The sequence below is a fragment of the Nonomuraea coxensis DSM 45129 genome (assembly GCF_019397265.1).
GTDB lineage: Bacteria > Actinomycetota > Actinomycetes > Streptosporangiales > Streptosporangiaceae > Nonomuraea > Nonomuraea coxensis.
In genome coordinates this window covers 354,276-371,545 of the sequence record NZ_CP068985.1, presented here as the reverse complement: position 1 = coordinate 371,545, position 17,270 = coordinate 354,276, and the positions used below count along the sequence as shown (strand labels likewise).

The 17,270-nt window shown below is 70.0% G+C and carries 13 protein-coding genes; 3 read left to right on the top strand and 10 right to left on the bottom strand.

Features of this window, described 5'->3' with window-relative positions; translation table 11 throughout:
• Positions 1–24: 24 nt before the first annotated feature.
• A complete protein-coding gene (gene serB / locus Nocox_RS01760; RefSeq protein WP_020542584.1) occupies positions 25–1,245 on the top strand; it encodes a phosphoserine phosphatase SerB in 1,221 nt (406 codons plus the stop codon).
• Here the strand turns inward: serB and Nocox_RS01755 are convergent.
• The 4 genes from Nocox_RS01755 to Nocox_RS01740 form a co-directional block, all read right to left on the bottom strand.
• The gene (locus Nocox_RS01755; RefSeq protein WP_020542583.1) at positions 1,242–1,709 is read right to left on the bottom strand and encodes a SixA phosphatase family protein; all 468 of its coding nucleotides are present in this window, start codon (positions 1,707–1,709) and stop codon (positions 1,242–1,244) included. The genes serB and Nocox_RS01755 overlap by 4 nt on opposite strands.
• 350 nt (positions 1,710–2,059) lie before the next feature.
• Entirely contained in the window at positions 2,060–4,381 is a 2,322-nt protein-coding gene (locus tag Nocox_RS01750) for a sodium-translocating pyrophosphatase (protein WP_026214213.1), read from the bottom strand.
• Between the two features lie 1,093 nt (positions 4,382–5,474).
• A complete protein-coding gene (locus Nocox_RS01745; RefSeq protein WP_020542580.1) occupies positions 5,475–5,903 on the bottom strand; it encodes an ATP-binding protein in 429 nt (142 codons plus the stop codon).
• A 1-nt stretch (position 5,904) separates the two neighbouring features.
• Complete coding sequence (locus Nocox_RS01740) at positions 5,905–6,255, bottom strand: STAS domain-containing protein (protein ID WP_020542579.1); 351 nt, start codon at positions 6,253–6,255, stop codon at positions 5,905–5,907.
• 409 nt (positions 6,256–6,664) lie between these two features.
• Between Nocox_RS01740 and Nocox_RS01735 the strand changes: the two genes are divergently transcribed.
• On the top strand, positions 6,665–9,130 hold the full coding sequence (locus tag Nocox_RS01735) for a DEAD/DEAH box helicase (protein WP_020542578.1): 2,466 nt from the start codon (positions 6,665–6,667) through the stop codon (positions 9,128–9,130).
• A 99-nt stretch (positions 9,131–9,229) separates the two neighbouring features.
• Here Nocox_RS01735 and Nocox_RS01730 read toward each other — a convergent pair whose 3' ends face one another.
• On the bottom strand, positions 9,230–11,548 hold the full coding sequence (locus tag Nocox_RS01730) for a fibronectin type III domain-containing protein (RefSeq protein ID WP_219495569.1): 2,319 nt from the start codon (positions 11,546–11,548) through the stop codon (positions 9,230–9,232).
• Positions 11,549–12,658: 1,110 nt separating this feature from the next.
• On the opposite strand from Nocox_RS01730, the gene Nocox_RS44075 reads away from it, so the two are divergent.
• On the top strand, positions 12,659–12,907 hold the full coding sequence (locus tag Nocox_RS44075; RefSeq protein ID WP_084685539.1) for a GNAT family N-acetyltransferase: 249 nt from the start codon (positions 12,659–12,661) through the stop codon (positions 12,905–12,907).
• A gap of 356 nt (positions 12,908–13,263) precedes the next feature.
• Here Nocox_RS44075 and Nocox_RS01720 read toward each other — a convergent pair whose 3' ends face one another.
• From Nocox_RS01720 to Nocox_RS01705, 5 genes are all read right to left on the bottom strand, one after another.
• Positions 13,264–13,563 (bottom strand): Rv3654c family TadE-like protein, encoded by a 300-nt coding sequence (locus Nocox_RS01720; RefSeq protein WP_246649830.1) that lies wholly within the window; start codon positions 13,561–13,563, stop codon positions 13,264–13,266.
• Between the two features lie 367 nt (positions 13,564–13,930).
• On the bottom strand, positions 13,931–14,215 hold the full coding sequence (locus Nocox_RS43600) for a TadE family type IV pilus minor pilin (RefSeq protein WP_281426321.1): 285 nt from the start codon (positions 14,213–14,215) through the stop codon (positions 13,931–13,933).
• A gap of 86 nt (positions 14,216–14,301) precedes the next feature.
• Positions 14,302–14,439, bottom strand: coding sequence for a DUF4244 domain-containing protein (locus tag Nocox_RS42725; RefSeq protein ID WP_020542573.1), 138 nt, complete (start codon positions 14,437–14,439; stop codon positions 14,302–14,304).
• Between the two features lie 768 nt (positions 14,440–15,207).
• Positions 15,208–16,056 carry a type II secretion system F family protein gene (locus Nocox_RS01710; protein WP_084685557.1) on the bottom strand — a complete coding sequence of 283 codons (849 nt, stop codon included), beginning with the start codon at positions 16,054–16,056 and terminating at the stop codon, positions 15,208–15,210.
• Between the two features lie 483 nt (positions 16,057–16,539).
• On the bottom strand, positions 16,540–17,253 hold the full coding sequence (locus tag Nocox_RS01705) for a type II secretion system F family protein (RefSeq protein ID WP_051112526.1): 714 nt from the start codon (positions 17,251–17,253) through the stop codon (positions 16,540–16,542).
• Positions 17,254–17,270 lie beyond the last annotated feature (17 nt).

Here is a 17,270-nt window from a genome sequence, read left to right as displayed (position 1 = left end):
CCGGGCGCAGTACCGTGGCTGGATGTGGACCCGCGCACCCTCCTGATCACCCTGACCGGCCCCGACCGGCCCGGCGTCACCTCGCGCCTCTTCTCCGTCCTGTCCGGCTTCCCGGTGACCATCGCCGACATCGAGCAGGTCGTCATCCGCGGCCGGCTCACGCTCGGCGTGCTCGTCGCCTACGCGGGCGGACGGTCCACCGGCACCGGCACGACGCTCGGCGCCCTGTGGACCGCCGTCGAGCGGGTGGCCGAGGACCTCGGCATGGAGGTCGAGCTCTCCACCGGCTCCCAGGCCAAGGAGCATCGCCGCCGCGGCCGGCTCTCCGTCAGCGTGCTCGGCGCCACCCTGCAGCCCGCCGCGATCGCCGGCATCGCCGGCCGCATCGCCGCCGCCGGCGCCAACATCGACCGCATCGAACGCCTCGCCCAGTGGCCCGTCACCTGCATCGAGCTGTCCGTCTCCGGCGCCAACCCCGCCGCGCTCCGCGTCGAGCTGGCCGCCGAGGCCGCCGCCCAGGAGGTGGACGTGGCCGTGCAGCGCACGGGCCTGTCCCGCCGGGCCAAGCGGCTCATCGTCATGGACGTCGACTCCACGCTCATCCAGGGCGAGGTCATCGAGCTGCTCGCGGCCCACGCCGGCTGCCTCGACGAGGTCGCCCGGGTCACCGAGCAGGCCATGCGCGGCGAGCTGGACTTCGCCGAGTCCCTGCGCAGGCGGGTGGCACTGCTGGAGGGGCTGCCCGAGGAGGTGTTCGCCGAGGTGCGCAAGGAGGTCGTGCTGACGCCCGGCGCCCGCACCCTCGTCCGCACGCTCAAGCGGCTCGACTACCGCTTCGCCATCGTCAGCGGCGGCTTCACCCAGATCACCGACGCGCTGGTCGAGGAGCTGGGCATCGACTACTCCGCGGCCAACGTCCTCGAAGTCGTGGACGGGCGGCTGACCGGCCGCGTCGTCGGCGACATCGTCGACCGGCCGGGCAAGGCGCGCGCCCTCGAACGCTTCGCCGCCGCCGCCGGCCTGCCCATCTCGCAGACCGTGGCCATCGGCGACGGCGCCAACGACCTCGACATGATCGCGGTGGCCGGGCTCGGCATCGCGTTCAACGCCAAGCCCGTCGTGCGTCAGGCCGCCGACACCGCGGTCAACACGCCCTACCTCGACTCGATCCTCTACCTCCTCGGCATCTCACGTGACGAGGTGGAGGCCGCCGACGCCGAGGACGGCGTCCTCACGCCCCGCTAGGAGCCTTCTTCGCCGCCGGACTGGGGGTCCCAGCGGGCGACCAGGCGGCCCTCCCCCAGGTGGAGGTCCGCCCACGGCGAGCCGATCTCGATCACCGCGAACGCCCCAGGGCGGAATCCGTAGTCGCCGCCCGCCAGCCCCAGCGCCAGCTCGTGCACGCCCGGATTGTGCCCGCACAACACCACCGTGCCGAGGCCGGGGTCGGCGCGGCGGAGCACGTCCAGCAGCTCCTCGGGATACGCCTCGTAGATCTCGCGCTCGTAACTGATCTCCAGCTCGGGGAAGGCCAGCTCGGCGGTGCGCCTGGTCCTGACCGCCGGTGAGCAGAACACCGCCTCCGGCGCCAGCCCCGCCTCCCTGATCTCGTCGCCCGCCCGCGCGGCGTCCCGCTCCCCGCGGCCGGTCAGCGGCCGCTCCCGGTCGGCCAGGCCCGCCACGTGGGCCGCCTTCGCGTGTCTCAGCACGATTAACGTCCGCACCGGATCACCCTGTCCTCGAGGCCCAGACGGACAGCCCGATCAGCACGGCCAGAATGACGATCATGGCCAGCAGGATGTAGCCGAGGGTTTTGGCGCCGTTCGGCTGCTTGTCGCTCTCCACGCGGACAGTGTCCCATCGAGCACCCGGGGTGCCGCGCCCACCTGCCCCATCTCTCACCCATCCCGCGCCTCCCACCGGTGGCCCAATCCCCCGGAGCCCCTCCTTCCCCCGCCCGCCACCGCAAACGCCGCACGTCCCGCCGCGGGACAGCGGAACGCCCGCCCCCCCGGACGGGGAAGCGGGCGTTCGCGGGACGTCGGGCGGCCGGCCGTCGTCAGGACGCGACCGGCTCCTCCTCCCGGTGGTTGTCGTTGTCGTTGGTCGGCTCGGACGTCACCGACCGCCGCTTGGAGATCACGATGGCCACCACCACCACGGCCACGGCCACCACCGTGATGCCGATCCGCAGCACCGGGTTGCCCGCGTACAGCACCACCGCGGGGGCCACCAGCAGCGCCACCAGGTTCATCACCTTGATCAGCGGGTTGATGGCAGGACCGGCGGTGTCCTTGAACGGGTCGCCGACGGTGTCGCCGATGACGGTCGCGGCGTGCGCCTCGGAGCCCTTGCCGCCGTGGTGCCCGTCCTCGACGAGCTTCTTGGCGTTGTCCCAGGCGCCGCCGGAGTTGGCCAGGAACACCGCCATCAGCGTGCCGCAGGCGATCGCGCCTGCGAGGAACGCGCCCAGCGGCGCGTACCCGAGGGCGAAGCCGACGGCGATCGGCGTCATGACCGCGAGCAGACCGGGCGTGGCCAGCTCGCGCAGCGAGTCGCGGGTGCAGATGTCCACGACGCGGCCGTACTCGGGCTTCTGGGTGCCGTCCATGATGCCCGGGTTGTTGCGGAACTGGTCGCGCACCTCGAAGACCACCCGCATCGCGGCCCGGCCGACGGCCTGGATCGCCAGGCCGGAGAACAGGAACACCACCGCGGCGCCGATGATCAGGCCGACCAGGACGTTGGGGTTGTCGATGCTGAGGCTGAAGTTCTGGAAGATGCCGAGCGCGTCCTTGATCGCCGCGTCGGCCCGCGCGAGCTCGCCCTCCACGGCCGTGCGGAAGGCGCCGAACAGCGCGGTGGCCGCCAGGACCGCCGTAGCGATCGCGATGCCCTTGGTGATCGCCTTGGTGGTGTTGCCGACCGCGTCGAGGCTCGTCAGCACCCGCGCGCCCTCGCCCTCGACGTCGCCCGACATCTCGGCGATGCCCTGGGCGTTGTCGGAGACCGGGCCGAAGGTGTCCATGGACACGATGACGCCGACCGTGGTCAGCAGGCCGGTGCCGGCCAGGGCCACCGCGAACAGCGCGAGCGTCACGTTCCCGAAGCCCAGCAGGAACGCGCCGTAGACCGCGCCGCCGATGATCAGCGCCGAGTAGACGGCCGACTCCAGGCCGACGCTGATGCCGGCCAGGATGACGGTGGCGGGGCCGGTGCGCGAGCTCTCGCCGATCTCCCGCACCGGGCGGCGCGTGGTCTCGGTGAAGTAGCCGGTCAGCAGCTGGATGGCACTGGCCAGCACGAGGCCGATGAGGACCGCGCCGATCGCGATGAGCCGCGGGTCGGCGTCGGACTGCACGCGCGAGCCGGTCAGGCCGGAGAAGCTGGCCGGCAGGTACCAGAACGCGGCGGCGGCCACCAGCACCGCCGAGATGGCGGCGGAGATGAAGAAGCTGCGGTTGATGGCGGCCATGCCGTTGCGGTCGCGGTCGCGCATGCCGGTGACGAAGATGCCGATGATCGCCGTGATCACGCCGATCATGGGCACGATCAGCGGGAAGACGAGCCCTTCCTCGCCGAACGCCGCCCGGCCCAGGATGAGGCTGGCGACCAGCATGACCGCGTACGACTCGAACAGGTCGGCCGCCATGCCGGCGCAGTCGCCGACGTTGTCGCCCACGTTGTCGGCGATGGTGGCGGCGTTGCGCGGGTCGTCCTCGGGGATGCCCTGCTCGACCTTGCCCACCAGGTCGGCGCCGACGTCGGCCGCCTTGGTGAAGATGCCGCCGCCGACCCGCATGAACATCGCGAGCAGCGCCGCGCCGAAGCCGAACCCTTCGAGCACGCCCGGGGCGTCACCCTGGTAGAGGAGCACGACCACGGCCGCGCCCAGCAGGCCGAGGCCCACGGTGAACATGCCGGCCACGCCGCCGGTGCGGAACGCGATCCGCATGGCGCGCTTCTCGCCCGCCTCGTTGGCCGCGGCGGCGACGCGGACGTTCCCGCGCACGGCCAGCCACATGCCCATGAACCCGGTCAGCGCGGAGAAGACCGCCCCGACCACGAAGAAGATCGAACGCCCGATCCGGACGTCGGTCTCCCCTGGTAGCAGGAGCAACAGGAACGGGATCACGACGACGAAGATCGCCAACGTGCGGAACTGCCGCGCGAGATAGGCGGCGGCGCCTTCCTGTACGGCACGGGCGATGTTCTGCATGCGTTCGGTGCCTTGGCCCGCGCCCAGCACCTCGCGCACTAGACCACCTGCCACGGCCAGCGCGATCAACGCGACCGCGGCGACCACGACCACGATGGTGAGATTGTTTCCGCTCAGGGCCAGATTTGACGCTGGCTCCGCTGCCAGCATGTGCCTGCTCATCGTTCTCCTCGGCAAGACCGGTCGTCCTGCCCGGGCGGTGCTGCGCCCCCTCCTCGGCGGGTGTTGCGGCACCATCCGGGTTGTGGGTGCCGCTTCCGGTTGAATCCGCGTTCCGCCGGATCACCTTGGCCGGTGCGGGGAGTCTACGCAGGCAGGGAACGGATATGAAGGCTCCGAAGGTCACTAATTATCCGCGAGTCCAGTAAGAGCCGGTCAGGGGCCCGGTTTGCGGCCTGACAAGAGGAATTTCCCCGGGGTTAAGGTCATGACAAGGTACCGATATGGGCTGACCGAAACCATGCTCCATCGAACGCTTGCCCGGCGGTCGCGCGGGGGCGGGGCGTCGCCGTCGTGCGCGGGCGTCGTGCGAGCGTCGTGCCTGCCGGGCGCGGAGGTCCGGCGGGTCGGCGCCGTGCGCGACCAGCCTTTCGACCATGAAACTCGGGCTTTCGCGCACCGCGTGCATCAGTGGGCCGTTGCATAAAAGCATGCGAATGATCCCATACCTGGACCGACAACCGTGCCGTTACCCAGCAATGTTGATCATTCGGAGGGCGCGCCCATAACGGGAGTTCCGCCCAGAACGCGAGATTGTTGCGGGGCATGCCTGCCGGCAAGCGCCTTCAACGACACACAAAGCCCAACTGCGACCGCCCAGGACCACTGAGCCGGGGACCACTGGGCCGGGGACCGCTGGGCCGGGGACCGCTGGGCTGGAGGGGTCACGCTGCGCGAGCTCAGCCCGTCACCGGGCACTGAGGGGTGCATGGGGCGCCGCACGGCCGGCGGGGGTCTCTGGGGATGGCACAGACCCGTCTCAGGCGGTCCTGGACCCTTCAGAGGGCGCGGGAGCCGCTTTCCGGCCACTGGAGCCGGCCATACCGGACGAAGGCGCCGGTCAACGCCTCGCCACGGTGGCCGGGGTCCGGGCGCCGTGACGGCGGCCGGCCACGTGCGGGTCAGGAGCGTCACCCTGGAGGCCCCCGGCCACGGTCGGCGGGTGGGGGCGGGGTGGCTTGCCGTAAAAGATAAAAAAAGGGGGGGTGTCAGGCGCCCGGGGGCGCCTGAAGCACTCAACGGAGGGCGGCGCCCCTCAAGGCGCAGGAATCCCGTTGGTCGCGGGCCAGCTCATCCGGATGTCGGTCCCCTTGGGGGTGGGGAAGACCTCGACGTCGTCGGCCAGCCCGGTGATGACCGCGAGCCCGAAGCCCGTCATGAACGAGTCGGACAGCATGCCCAGGTCGAGCGGCTGTTCCTGATGGATCTCGTCGCTGGGGGCATGGTCGCTGACCGTGACCTCGAACCGCCCGGAGTCGTCTCGGAGCTCGATGCGGATGGGCTCGCCCGGGCAGTGGGCGCGGTGCGCCTCGACGGCCCGGGAGCATGCCTCACCCACGGCGAGCCTGACCTCGTCCAGCAGGGACTCCTCCACGCCGGTGCGGCGGGCGATGGCCGTGGCCACCAGCCGCGCGGTGCGCACGTGTGCGGGGAGGGCGCTGAACGTCAGCTCGACGGTAGCCATGCTACTTGTCTTTGCCGTGAGCTTCCTTGGCCTCGTCGACCGAAGCGTAGATCCCGAAGACCTTGGTCAGACCGGTGATCCGGAAGATCTTGAGGATCCGCTCCTGCGTGCAGACCAGCTCAAGGGAGCCGTCGTGCGCCCGGACCCGCTTGAGCCCGCCGACCAGGACACCAAGGCCCGTCGAGTCGAGGAAGTCGACCTTCTCCATGTTGACGAGAAGGTGGAAGTTTCCCTTGTTCACCAGGTCGATGAGGAGCTCACGCAATCTCGGCGCAGTGTAGACGTCGATCTCACCCTCGACCTCGACGATGGTGAGTCGGTCCTCGTTGTGGTGATCCAACTTCAGATCCACAGATCCTCCAGCGCCTCGCCTGCGAAAGTACTCTTGCCGGCCTGGCAATCTGGAGCGTGGCCCCAGACTGTCCGACCCTGACGCGCGGCATTCAACCACGCGTCTGGCTTGTGTCTATACGAAATCACGATTCCCGGCGACTTTGCCCACTGATGCAAGACTGGAAACAGTGACTTCCTCCGCATCCTCCCCAGAACAGGCAGGTCCACTCCTCCGCCACCTGCTCGGTGTTCCCGCACGTCATGAGCGTGTCACCCATGTGGAGCATGTTCCAGCACGTCAGGCGGGTCAAGCCGGTTGGCCCGATTGGGCGCCGGACGTGCTGGTTACGCGCTTGGCGAACCGCGGGGTGACAGGGCTCTGGCCACACCAGTACGAGGCCGCCGACCTGGCATTCCGTGGCCGAAACGTGATCGTCTCCACGGGCACGGCGTCCGGGAAGTCCCTGGCGTACCTGACCCCGGCGGTCGCGTCCTGCCTCGACGGCGGGACGGTGCTGTACCTGACGCCGACCAAGGCCCTCGCCGCCGACCAGTTGCGCGGGCTCCGCGAGCTGCACGTGACGCAGGTGCGCGCGGCCACGTACGACGGCGACACGCCGTTCGAGGAACGCACCTGGGTGCGGCGGCACGCCAACTACGTCCTGACCAATCCCGACATGCTGCACCGGAGCATTCTGCCGGGGCACGCCCGCTGGAACTCCTTCTTCCGCCGGCTGCGCCTGGTCGTCGTGGACGAGTGCCACGGCTACCGCGGCGTGTTCGGCTCCCACGTCGCCCAGATCCTGCGCCGTCTGCGCCGGGTGTGCGCGCGGTACGGCTCGACGCCCACGTTCCTGCTCGCCTCGGCGACGGCGAGCGAGCCGGGGGCGTTCGCGATGAGGCTGACGGGGCTTGAGATGGACGAGGTGACCGTGGACGCCTCCCCCAAGGGCTCCACCACCATCGCGCTGTGGGAGCCGCCTCTGACCGAGCTACGGGGCGAGGGAGGGGCGCCGGTGCGGCGTACGGCCACGGCGGAGGCCGCCGACCTGCTGGCCGATCTCGTGCTGGCCGACGTCCGTACTCTGGCCTTCGTCCGCTCCCGGCGCGGCGCCGAGACGGTCGCGCTGGCCGCCCGCGCCAAGCTGGCCGACGTGGCCTTCTCCATGCCGTACACCGGCGCCCCCCTCTCTTCATCCCCGGTTGCCCCCCGCCCGGAGACCGCGAGCCCGGCCACGCCCCCTCCGGCCACCCCTCCACAACCTGACACCGCCCGCAACACCACGCTCGACATCAGCCCCGACACCACTCCCGACATCGCCGCCAACATCGGCCCCAACATCACCCCCGACATCGGCCCCAACACCACCCCCGACATCGGCCCCAACACCACCCCCGACATCGGCCCGGACATCGGCACCGACATCGGCACCGACATCGGCACGGCCGACGATTCCAGCCGTAGCCCCGGCAAGGGCTCCAGCCATGGCCCGGGCAGCACCTCCTCCCCCAACAGGCGCGAGAACCCACTGTCCTGGGCCTTGCCCGACATTGCCGACCTGTCCAACCTCCCCGACAAGATCGCCGCCTACCGCGCCGGCTACCTCGCCGAAGACCGCCGCGTACTGGAGAAGGCGCTCCGCGACGGCACCATCATGGGCCTGGCCACCACGAACGCCCTCGAACTCGGCGTCGACGTCTCCGGCCTCGACGCCGTCCTGATCGCCGGCTGGCCCGGCACCCGCGCCAGCCTCTGGCAGCAGGCGGGCCGCGCCGGCCGCGACGGCCAGGACGCCCTCGCCGTCCTGATCGCCAGGGACGACCCCCTGGACACCTACCTCGTCCACCACCCGCAGGCTCTGTTCGGCCGCCCGGTGGAGGCGATCGTCCTGGATCCCGACAACCCGTACGTCCTGGGCCCCCACCTGTGCGCCGCGGCCGCCGAGATCCCGCTGACCGAGGCCGACCTGCCCATCTTCGGCCCGACCACCGCCGACGTCCTGGACGACCTGGTGAACCAGGGCATGCTCCGCGCCCGCCCGACCGGCTGGTTCTGGACCAGGCGCGAGCGCCCCACCGACCTCGCCGACATCCGCGGCGGCGGCGGATCCCTCATCCACGTCGTGGAGGCGACCACCGGACGCCTCCTCGGCAGCGTGGACGAGCCCTCCGCCCACACCACCGTCCATACCGGCGCGGTCTACATCCACCAGGGGGAGACGTTCCTCGTGGAGGCGCTCGACCTGGAAGCCGGCGTGGCCCTGGTCACGGCCGCCGCTCCCGACTACTCGACGTTCGCCCGCGACATCACCGACATCTCCATCCTTTCCACCCAGCGCTCCCACCCTCTGGGGCAGGGCACGCTGCACTTCGGCGAGGTCGAGGTGACCAGGCAGGTGGTCTCGTACCTCAAGAGGCGCTTCCAGTCAGGCGAGATGCTCGGCGACGAGCCCCTCGACCTGCCGCCTCGCACCCTCCGCACCCGCGCCGTCTGGTGGACCCTCCCGGCGTCGGCCGTCGCCCCTCTCGCGGAGGCGGGCATCGACCTCGGCGGCGCGGCCCACGCCGCCGAACACGCCTCCATCGGCCTCCTCCCCCTGTTCGCCACCTGCGACCGCTGGGACATCGGCGGCGTCTCCACCGAACTGCACGCCGACACGGGCCTGCTGACGGTCTTCGTGTACGACGGCCACGAGGGCGGCGCCGGATTCGCCGAACGCGGCTACGCACGGGCGAACGACTGGCTGACGGCCACCCGCGAGGCGATCACCTCCTGCGAGTGCGACCGCGGCTGCCCGTCCTGCATCCAGTCACCCAAGTGCGGCAACGGCAACGAGCCCTTGGACAAACGAGGCGCCATCCGCCTCCTGAACACCCTGCTCGCCGCCGACTGACTCCGCATCACGGGACCCCGCCGAGCCCGTCCCCGGACCGCCGCCCGAAAACACCCCTCCGACGGTTCGCAGCGCCGTGCTCACACCCGCCCGGAGTCCCTAACTGAGCCCGCCCTTGTGCCGACGCCCCGCGTAGGCGGACGTACCGCCCCCAGCAGAACCACCCGCCCCCGCACCGTCAGCACCATCGACCCTGTCACTCCCCGCACCACCGCCACCGCGCCTCACAGCACCGTCAGACCCGACCGCCCCAGCACCACCAGATCCGACCGCCCCGACACCGTCAGGTCCGATGGCCCCAGCACCACCAGGTCCGGCGGTGCCAGCACCGCCGGATCCGACCGTCCCGACCTCGCCGGTGCCGCGAACCGTCCCGCCGTCCGCGCCGTCATCATCCGGAGCCCAGAAATCCAGCGCCCCGGGCTGCGGCCGCTCCCAGAACCCGCTGTCCTCCATGGATCTGGGCGAAGGCGGCAGATAGTCATCCCACCGCTCCTCGATCCGCACAGCGGGCCGCGGCACCGCCGCCACGGTCGACTCAGACACCTCGATCACCGCCGAACTGGGCAGCGCGATCCGCACCGGCTCCTGCCGCCCACCGTGTCCGCCCAGGTGGGCCGCATCACCTTCGCGTCCCTGCCCACCTGCATAGGGCAAGCCCCTCCTGTTCGGGTTGCCGCCACGGCCCTGGCCACCGCCACTGTGACTGTGAACGCCTTCAGAGCCTTGATCACCCTGAACACCCTGAACACCAGAGCGACCGATCGTCGGCGGAACCACCTGCGCCGCGCCTTCCTCCATCGGGAGCACCCCTCGCGCAGGAGCGACATCCCCGACAGGGGAGACACCCGCCCCACTCACCCCTGCCCCAGGCATCGCAGACACTTGCCGCAGAACCTGACCACCGCCCGCGGACGCCGCCCCGCCGTCCCCCGCGCCCGGCCGCTGCCAACCAACAGGCAATGACGACGGCTCACCACCACCCCGCGCTCCACCGGAAGCCGAAGCCTGCTCATCAGCCGCCTGCGATCCCTGCGGCATCCGCGTCTTCGCCACCGCAAGGATCACCGCGGGCCTGCGCCGAAGCGTCACCCCGGCCTCCGCCCCTTCTCCACCCACACCTCGCGAGCCACCCGCCCCCGAAGGACGGGCCTGGGTCCCGGTCCAGGAAACACCGGCGCCCGCTACCGCCCCCGAAGCAGGGGAGGCAGAAGCGCCCTCCGCCATCGCCGGCGCTCCAGCTCTCAGGGCCTGCGAACTCCCGCCCCTTCCTCCCTCAGCGGCCAGCGCCCGCCGCCGAGCCCAGGCTCCGGCATGCGCGCCGAGCAGCAACAGAAGCAGTCCACCCGCGACATACAACCCGTACTGCCCGACACCCCCCAACACGGACTCACTCGACTGCGCCTTCACCCCGTTCACCTGCACGGACGCGGCATCCGCGCCACCCTCGCCGCCGCCGTCTCCCCGATCGCTCCGATCCTCGCCGGTCCCACCTGACGGCGTCAGTCCGTCGTTTCCTTCCTGCCGCCCATCAGCAGTCGGGATGGGCAGATTGCCCTTCGTGTCCGTGTCAGGGATCGCGGGCACCTTGGTGGTCGCCTTCGGCCGGTGGGTCGTCGCCTTACGCGACGGCTGAGTCTGCTTCCTGGCAGGCAGCGTCGGCAGCGGATCGACCCTCTCGGACACCTTGGGCGTCGTCCGCGTCTTGTTCACTTCCTTCTTCGGCTGAGCCGCAGGCGCAGCCGGCACGCTGACGTAGGCGGTGCCCGACTCGCCCGACCCGATCGACCCCCCGTCGCCATCGCTCCGGAACGCCCTGACCGTGAACCCCACCTTCTGCCCCGCCGCCTTGGCCGGCACCGCGAGCACCGCCTTGCACGACCCGCCGCTGCACGCGCTGTCCGCCGCCAGCCGCCCCACGACCCCCGACTGCGTGTTCGACACCTGGTACGTCTGCAGATCGGGCTCGGTCCCCTTGCTCCAGGTCACGACGACCTTCGTGGTGCCCTGGAGGTCCGCGCTCACATTGCCCGGTTTCTCGGCGGGCCGCCGCAGCTTGAAGGTGCTGCTGTCGTACCTGGTGCCGGTGATCTCCCCTTTGAGGGTCACGGTGAAGGTCCCGTTCGGGGCGCTGCCGGCGTCGAACGTCCCGGAAACGGTCTGGTTGGCACCCCCGCCGGCGACTTTCACCGACCCGGTGGACGGCCCGTCGACATACAGCCCCATGCGCAGCTGCATGAGCCCCGTACGTGCGGAGACGGTGACCGACGACCCGGAGACGACCTGCCCGTCCGACGGCGAGGTGATCTGCCCGGAGGCGCCATTTCCCGCCGTCACGGCCGCATGAGCGGATCCACCGAACACCATGGACCCCACCGCGACGATCCCCGCGGCCACCACTCTGCCAACTACCGTCACGACGCTTCCCTCCATCGAGAGACTCGCGCCACCCGGCCCACTCGCGAGGAGCGAGTCAAGCGACGACCGGAAGTGCAGTTCGCCCGGCGATACGGTCACCGACCGCCCCCGGCCCCGCACCCTGACGACTCCGTTCCGGCTCTCCCAGACCCTTCATCACGAACTGCCTGGACCGAGGGTAAGCGGAACGTTACGTGAGCAAGCAGACTCTTGGACACCAAGTCCAAGAAGTCGTGACTCGATTGCGACCTAGCCTCACAAACCCCAAAAGCCACCCTTCTCCACCACCTCTGCCACTACCAGCAAACCCTCCTTACAAGACACGGCACCCACTGCCGACTCCACACATCAAGCAGCACCCAAACCGCATTTACGGGCACGCCCCATATCCCCGACACTCCGCTCACACGCGGACCTCGTAGCGCTTCTCCAGCGCACTGACCGATAGACACCGCACTGAAATTCACGACAAGATATTCATCAGCAAAACTCGACCACCCATCCCCGCTTCCATTTCTGCAATTACGCTTTCCACGGCCCATAACCGAGATCTCGGCCAATAGCCCCGCCAGCATGCGGGAAGCTAATCTCTTGACCGTCATTACCGCACCCCCGAATCGCCGAAAGCGCCATGCCCGACCGGCTGATCCGCGCTGATGCCCCAGCGAACAGGCGGCAACGTCCCAAGGGCCAGAGTCGGGCGCACCCAGCCCCACAGGCGCAGGAGCAGGCGCAGGCGCGGGCGCGGGCGAGTGCAGTCGCCCCAGCACCGAAAGTTCTGCGCGTTCTATGATCATGGGCCCATGAGCCAATTGCCCACGCTGTCCGCCACGGAAGTCACTTCCGAACGACTCCTGCTTCGTAAACTGCACCCACCGACCGTGAGGGATTCTCGAGCTCATGACCGACCCTGAGGTTCAAGAACACCTCGGTGGACCTCGCCCGCGAGGCGAGGTCGAGCAGCATTTCGATGCAAGCATCGCGAACCCGACTCCCAGGCCAGGCAATTTCGTCATCGCCGACAGCACGACGAACCTACTCATCGGAACATTGATGCTCGCCCGCCGGTAGGCCGATCGTCCCGGACATGTCGCCGAGGACGGCGGAGAGCTGGAACTGGGCTATGTACTGCGACGCAATGCGTGGGGCGCGGGATTCGCGTACGAGGCCGCAACGGCCGCGTTGCGCGCCGCGGCCGACGAACTTCCCGACCAGCCGGTCGTGGTCGTGACCCAGACCGCGAACCAGCGTTCTCTGAAACTCGCCGCCCGCCTTGGCTTCCACCCCATCAGCACCTTCCAGGAGTTCGACGCCGAGCAGACTCTCTGCACGGCTCCTTTGTCCAGCTTCCGCAGCTGATCTCCATCTCTCGCACGCCAACCTCTGCACCTCGGTCTCGTACGGCGGCAAGGGCCCCGAGCGAGGCCGCCGCAGCCCCGCCTCCTTGTCCGGGGCCGCTCCGTCGCCGCCCTGGCACAGCGGCCCTCAGCCGAGCGGCCCGGCGTTCGTGTGCTCCCAGGCCGCCCGCCGCCAACTGCCGCTCGGGCGCGCCCTCCCTCCTCGTTCTTGATCGCTGGGATCGGCCCGACGTCCTCATCGACAACCGCGCTGGGCTCTCGTCTCTCCCGGCGGCCACCAGCCCGCCCGGGAGCGGTGGTGTCGCCGCAACCCGCCTGTATAACCGGCCTGCGGTCTTTCGCCCCATCATGATCCGGTCACGTGGCCGGGCCTGCTCTGGCTCGCCCCGTGACGGTCCGGGTGCCTACGATCGGCAGCGAGATCGACAGCGTCGTCCAGACATCGGCCACCTCGTCGTTGATCTCGCACCGGGTCATCTCGACGCCGTTGTCGGTTGCCAGGGCGCCGGCTCGGGCACACGCGGCCAGCGGATCGAGCAGCGCGAGCCGGGCGGCCGCCAGAGCGCTGAGGTCAGCGGCGTCGTTCACGCGGTGGCGGGCCACCCGCGCGGTGCCCACCATGGCGAAAGCCATGGCTACGGCCATCAAGAGCCCCATCAGGGCCACACCCCACAGGGTGGCGGAACCGCGTTCTCCGGCATCGGCACAATCCCCTCGCGCGCCAGTCCACGGCCGTCGATGCGCGGCGAACTGCGCGCGTCTTCGCTGACAGGACTGCGACGGACGTCGCCTGCCAGGTGTCGGTACTCGAACCCTTCCTCGCACCGGTTTCCCTTCACCCGCAGTTCGTACGGAACGTTCTTCTTCGTGGGAGGTGATGACGCCCTCCCCCGGCTCTGCTGACTTGAGCCGGGACGTGAACCATGGGGCCGGGGCGACGTACTTCATCACCGGGCGGAGCGATGACGTTGGCCCCATGGTCGCGACGGTGCGGCACTGCTGCGGCAGATGTGATGATTCGCGGCTACGGCTCTGTGTCGGCGACGGCGGAAGCGGATACGCGCACCGGCGGGAACGCCGAACCCCATGCTGGTCGCACTTGAACGGCGATCTGAACTTTCGTCGTCTCGGAGTCGCGGGTGATGTCTACTTGCGCATTCGCACTCGTGGCCTGGCGAGCGACCGCGCGGACTTCGTCCACGGGCTCGCCTCTCGCGGCGGCTCGGGCTGCGGAGCGCGCCGCGTCCACACACTCGAGCTGGACGGCGACGGACTGGATGGCCCAAAGGCCGGCTGCCAGGACAATCATCAGCGCCGGAAGAACAGCGGCGGTCTCAGCGGTCACGGAGCCTCGCTCTGCCGATGCGCCTCGGGGAAGCCGGCACGGGCGGAAGGTCATGCGTCCGTGTTGAGTGCTCGGCTGATGATGCCGGTAAGCAGCTCCGCGACCTCGGTGCCGCTGACGATCTTCATGAGGAGCGCCGCGAACGCGCAGGCCGCAATGGTCCCTACGGCGTACTCGGCGGTCGACATGCCCCGCTCGCGGTTTGTGGCCGCGTAGTGCAGCCATTGGTTGTGCCGAGGGTGACGGTTCCGGTGTCTCGGGTTGCTCGCGCTTGTCCTGTGGCGGTCGGCGCCAGGGAGTTCGGCCGCGGTCGAGGGCACCTGGGGATCGTCCGTTTGGGGTGCTGCATGTCGCGGCGTGAGGGCTTCGTCAACAGGGGGTGCCGGGGCTGTGGTCGTCGCGTCGTCGTTGGCGGCGAGGTGGTGGTTCGTCCGCCGGATGGAACGGTTGGTCGGAGGCTCAGGGGTGCTGTCGCGGTTTCGCTTCAGGGCGGGGGTGGGCGACGAGGGAGTAGGGGCGGCTTCGGGGGTGGACGTCGTGGCGTCCGGTGCGGGGGTGGACTTGTGCATCGTGCCTCCAATTGCTCGGTGGAGCCGGTTCTGGCCGGCGGGTTCCAGGTTCGTCGAGATCGGGTTGGCGAGAGCTGCCGAGCGGCGTTCTGTGGATAACCGTGCGCCGAGGCATGGGTCCGCGATCAGGGGAGGTGCCGTGCCGGGGCATCCGGGGGAGGACCAGACCATGGGCTTGTTTGCTGAAACCTGAGCTGGTGCCGCTGCCCCTTGTGGCGGTGATGGCGTGCTGCGAGACGTGTTGTGGCTTGGCGCCGGCCCAAGGCGCGCCCGGCATCGCCACCGCAGTTGCCAGAGGATGCGCCGCCGCCAGAGGTTGCCCCGTTGTCGGGGGTTGCCCCGTTGCTGCCCCCTTGCCGAAGGTTGCGCTGCTGGCGGAGGTTGCGGCTATGGGAGGACGAGGGTGGAAGCGAGGCCGGCCACCACCGGGATGATGCCCAGGAGGACGAACGCCGGGAGGAAGCACAGGCCCAGGGGGGCCACTGCCTTGACCCCGACACGTCTCGCTGCCGCCGCGGCGGCGGCTCTGGATGTGGCGCGGGCGTCGTCTGCCAGGCGGGCTAGGGCATCGGCCACGGGAGTGCCGCTCTGGGTGGCTCTGATCATGGTTCGGGACAGCTGGCCCAGTGCGGGGTCCTTCGCGAGGAGGGCCCAGGTGGGTTCTGGGTCCGCGCCGAGGCGGAGTTGACTGCTCACCCAGGTGAGGCGCCGACCGAGAGGTCCGCCTATCGCGTCGGCGGCGATCTCGGTGGCGGAGCTGACCGGGCAGCCCGCGAGGAGGCAGGCGGTCATCAGGTCGGCCGCGAAGGGGAGGTCGGTCTGGAGCTGCTGCTGGTCCTGTTGTGACTGCGCGGGTTGTCTTTTGTGCAGGTAGATGCCGGTAACGAGAGTGATAGCAATGCCTGAGACCACGCCGGTAGTGCCGCCGATCAAGACGGTGACCGCGAGCCCTGCCGAGGTGGCGGTGAGGACGGTCTTTCGGGTGACGCCTCGGTGGGGCCCTTCGCCCGGGTGATCGAGCCACGTCGCGGGCGGCTCGTTGTCGGCGAGGTGTGCGGGAGCCCGGGAAACGAGCGCGGCTGAGTGGGCCAGGGATTGGGGGTTCGTGCGCTTTCGGTGGTGAGGGCCGGGTGACAGCAGGTTGAGGCGTCGCTCGTCGTGTGGGGTGAGGCGTGCCTTCAGGCGGGCCAGGCGTTCCTTCGGCGTGTGGGAGGGGAGCCAGACCCAGATGGCCATGGCGGCGCACAGCGCGGAGAACAGGGGGAGCAATGGGGTGGTCCCGTCGGTCTAGGTGGTACGCGGGATTGCTTTGGTGCAGGTGATGATGGTGCGGAGGCCAAGTTGCGCGATCGGCTCGCGAGGGCCGAGGCGGTTCTGGTGGCGTGGCCGTTGACGAAGGCGCGATCAGCCCGCGAAGGGGTGATCAGTCCGCGAAGACGCGACCGGTCCGCAGAGGCCCGATCGGCCCAGAGCCGCGCTCGAACCTAGAGACGCGCTCACCCCGTGGAGGCACATTCGGCCCGAGGTTCCACGCTCGGCCCAAGGAGGCACATTCGGCCCGAGGAGGCACGCTCGGCCCGAGGAGGCGCGCCCGGCCCATGGAGGCGCGGTCGGGTTTATGAGGCGCGCTCGGTTCACGTGCTGGCGCCTGACGGCTGCGGCGGGTGGGGTTTCGGGAGGGGTGGGCGGCCGTGTGCTGGGGGTGTGGGGTGGGCGGGGTCAGCGTTCGGCTTGGGTGGACATGCGGTGGGTCCACCACAGGCCGCAGGCGTTCAGGGTGATGCCTGTCGCCAGGCAGGCGAGGCCGGGGAGGCTGCCGAGCAGGAAATGCAGGGGATGCATGTTCAGCGTGGCGGCCATGAGGAGGCCCAGTAGGGGGAGGACGGCCAGCATTCTGGCTGTGGTGCGGGGGCCGGCGAGTTGGGCGGCTACGTCCTGGCTGTGGAGCTGGGCTGTGCGTAACGTGGCGGCGACGCGGTCGGACAGGGCGGCCAGGCCGGCTCCCGCGGTGATGCTCACCTGCCAGCAGGCCGCCAATTGGCGCAGGCCCTCGCCGCCCTGGGCCGGGGCCGCGTTCGCCAGGGCCGCCGGTACGTCGCCGCCGTCTCTGGCGGCGGCGAGGACTGGGCGTAGGAGGTCGGGGTCGGGGACGGCGACCGCTGACATCGCCCTGGTCAGGGCCTCGCCCGGGGTACGGCCTGTGGATAGTTCGGCGGAAAGGGCCTGGCAGAGCTCAATGGAAGCCAGTCGCCAGGCTTCGGTACGGCGTTTCGGGCTTGGTGGAGCGAGGAGGAGAGTCCGAAAAGGGCGGCGTTGGGGTGATTTGGGAGGCGCGGCGAGCTTGGCCAGGCGTGTTGTGGCGGTGCCGGGAGTTGTCCACAGCCATACGGCGAAGCCTGTGGACAACGCAGCCAGCCAGACGGTGGTGGGCACGGATTTCTTCCTTCGCA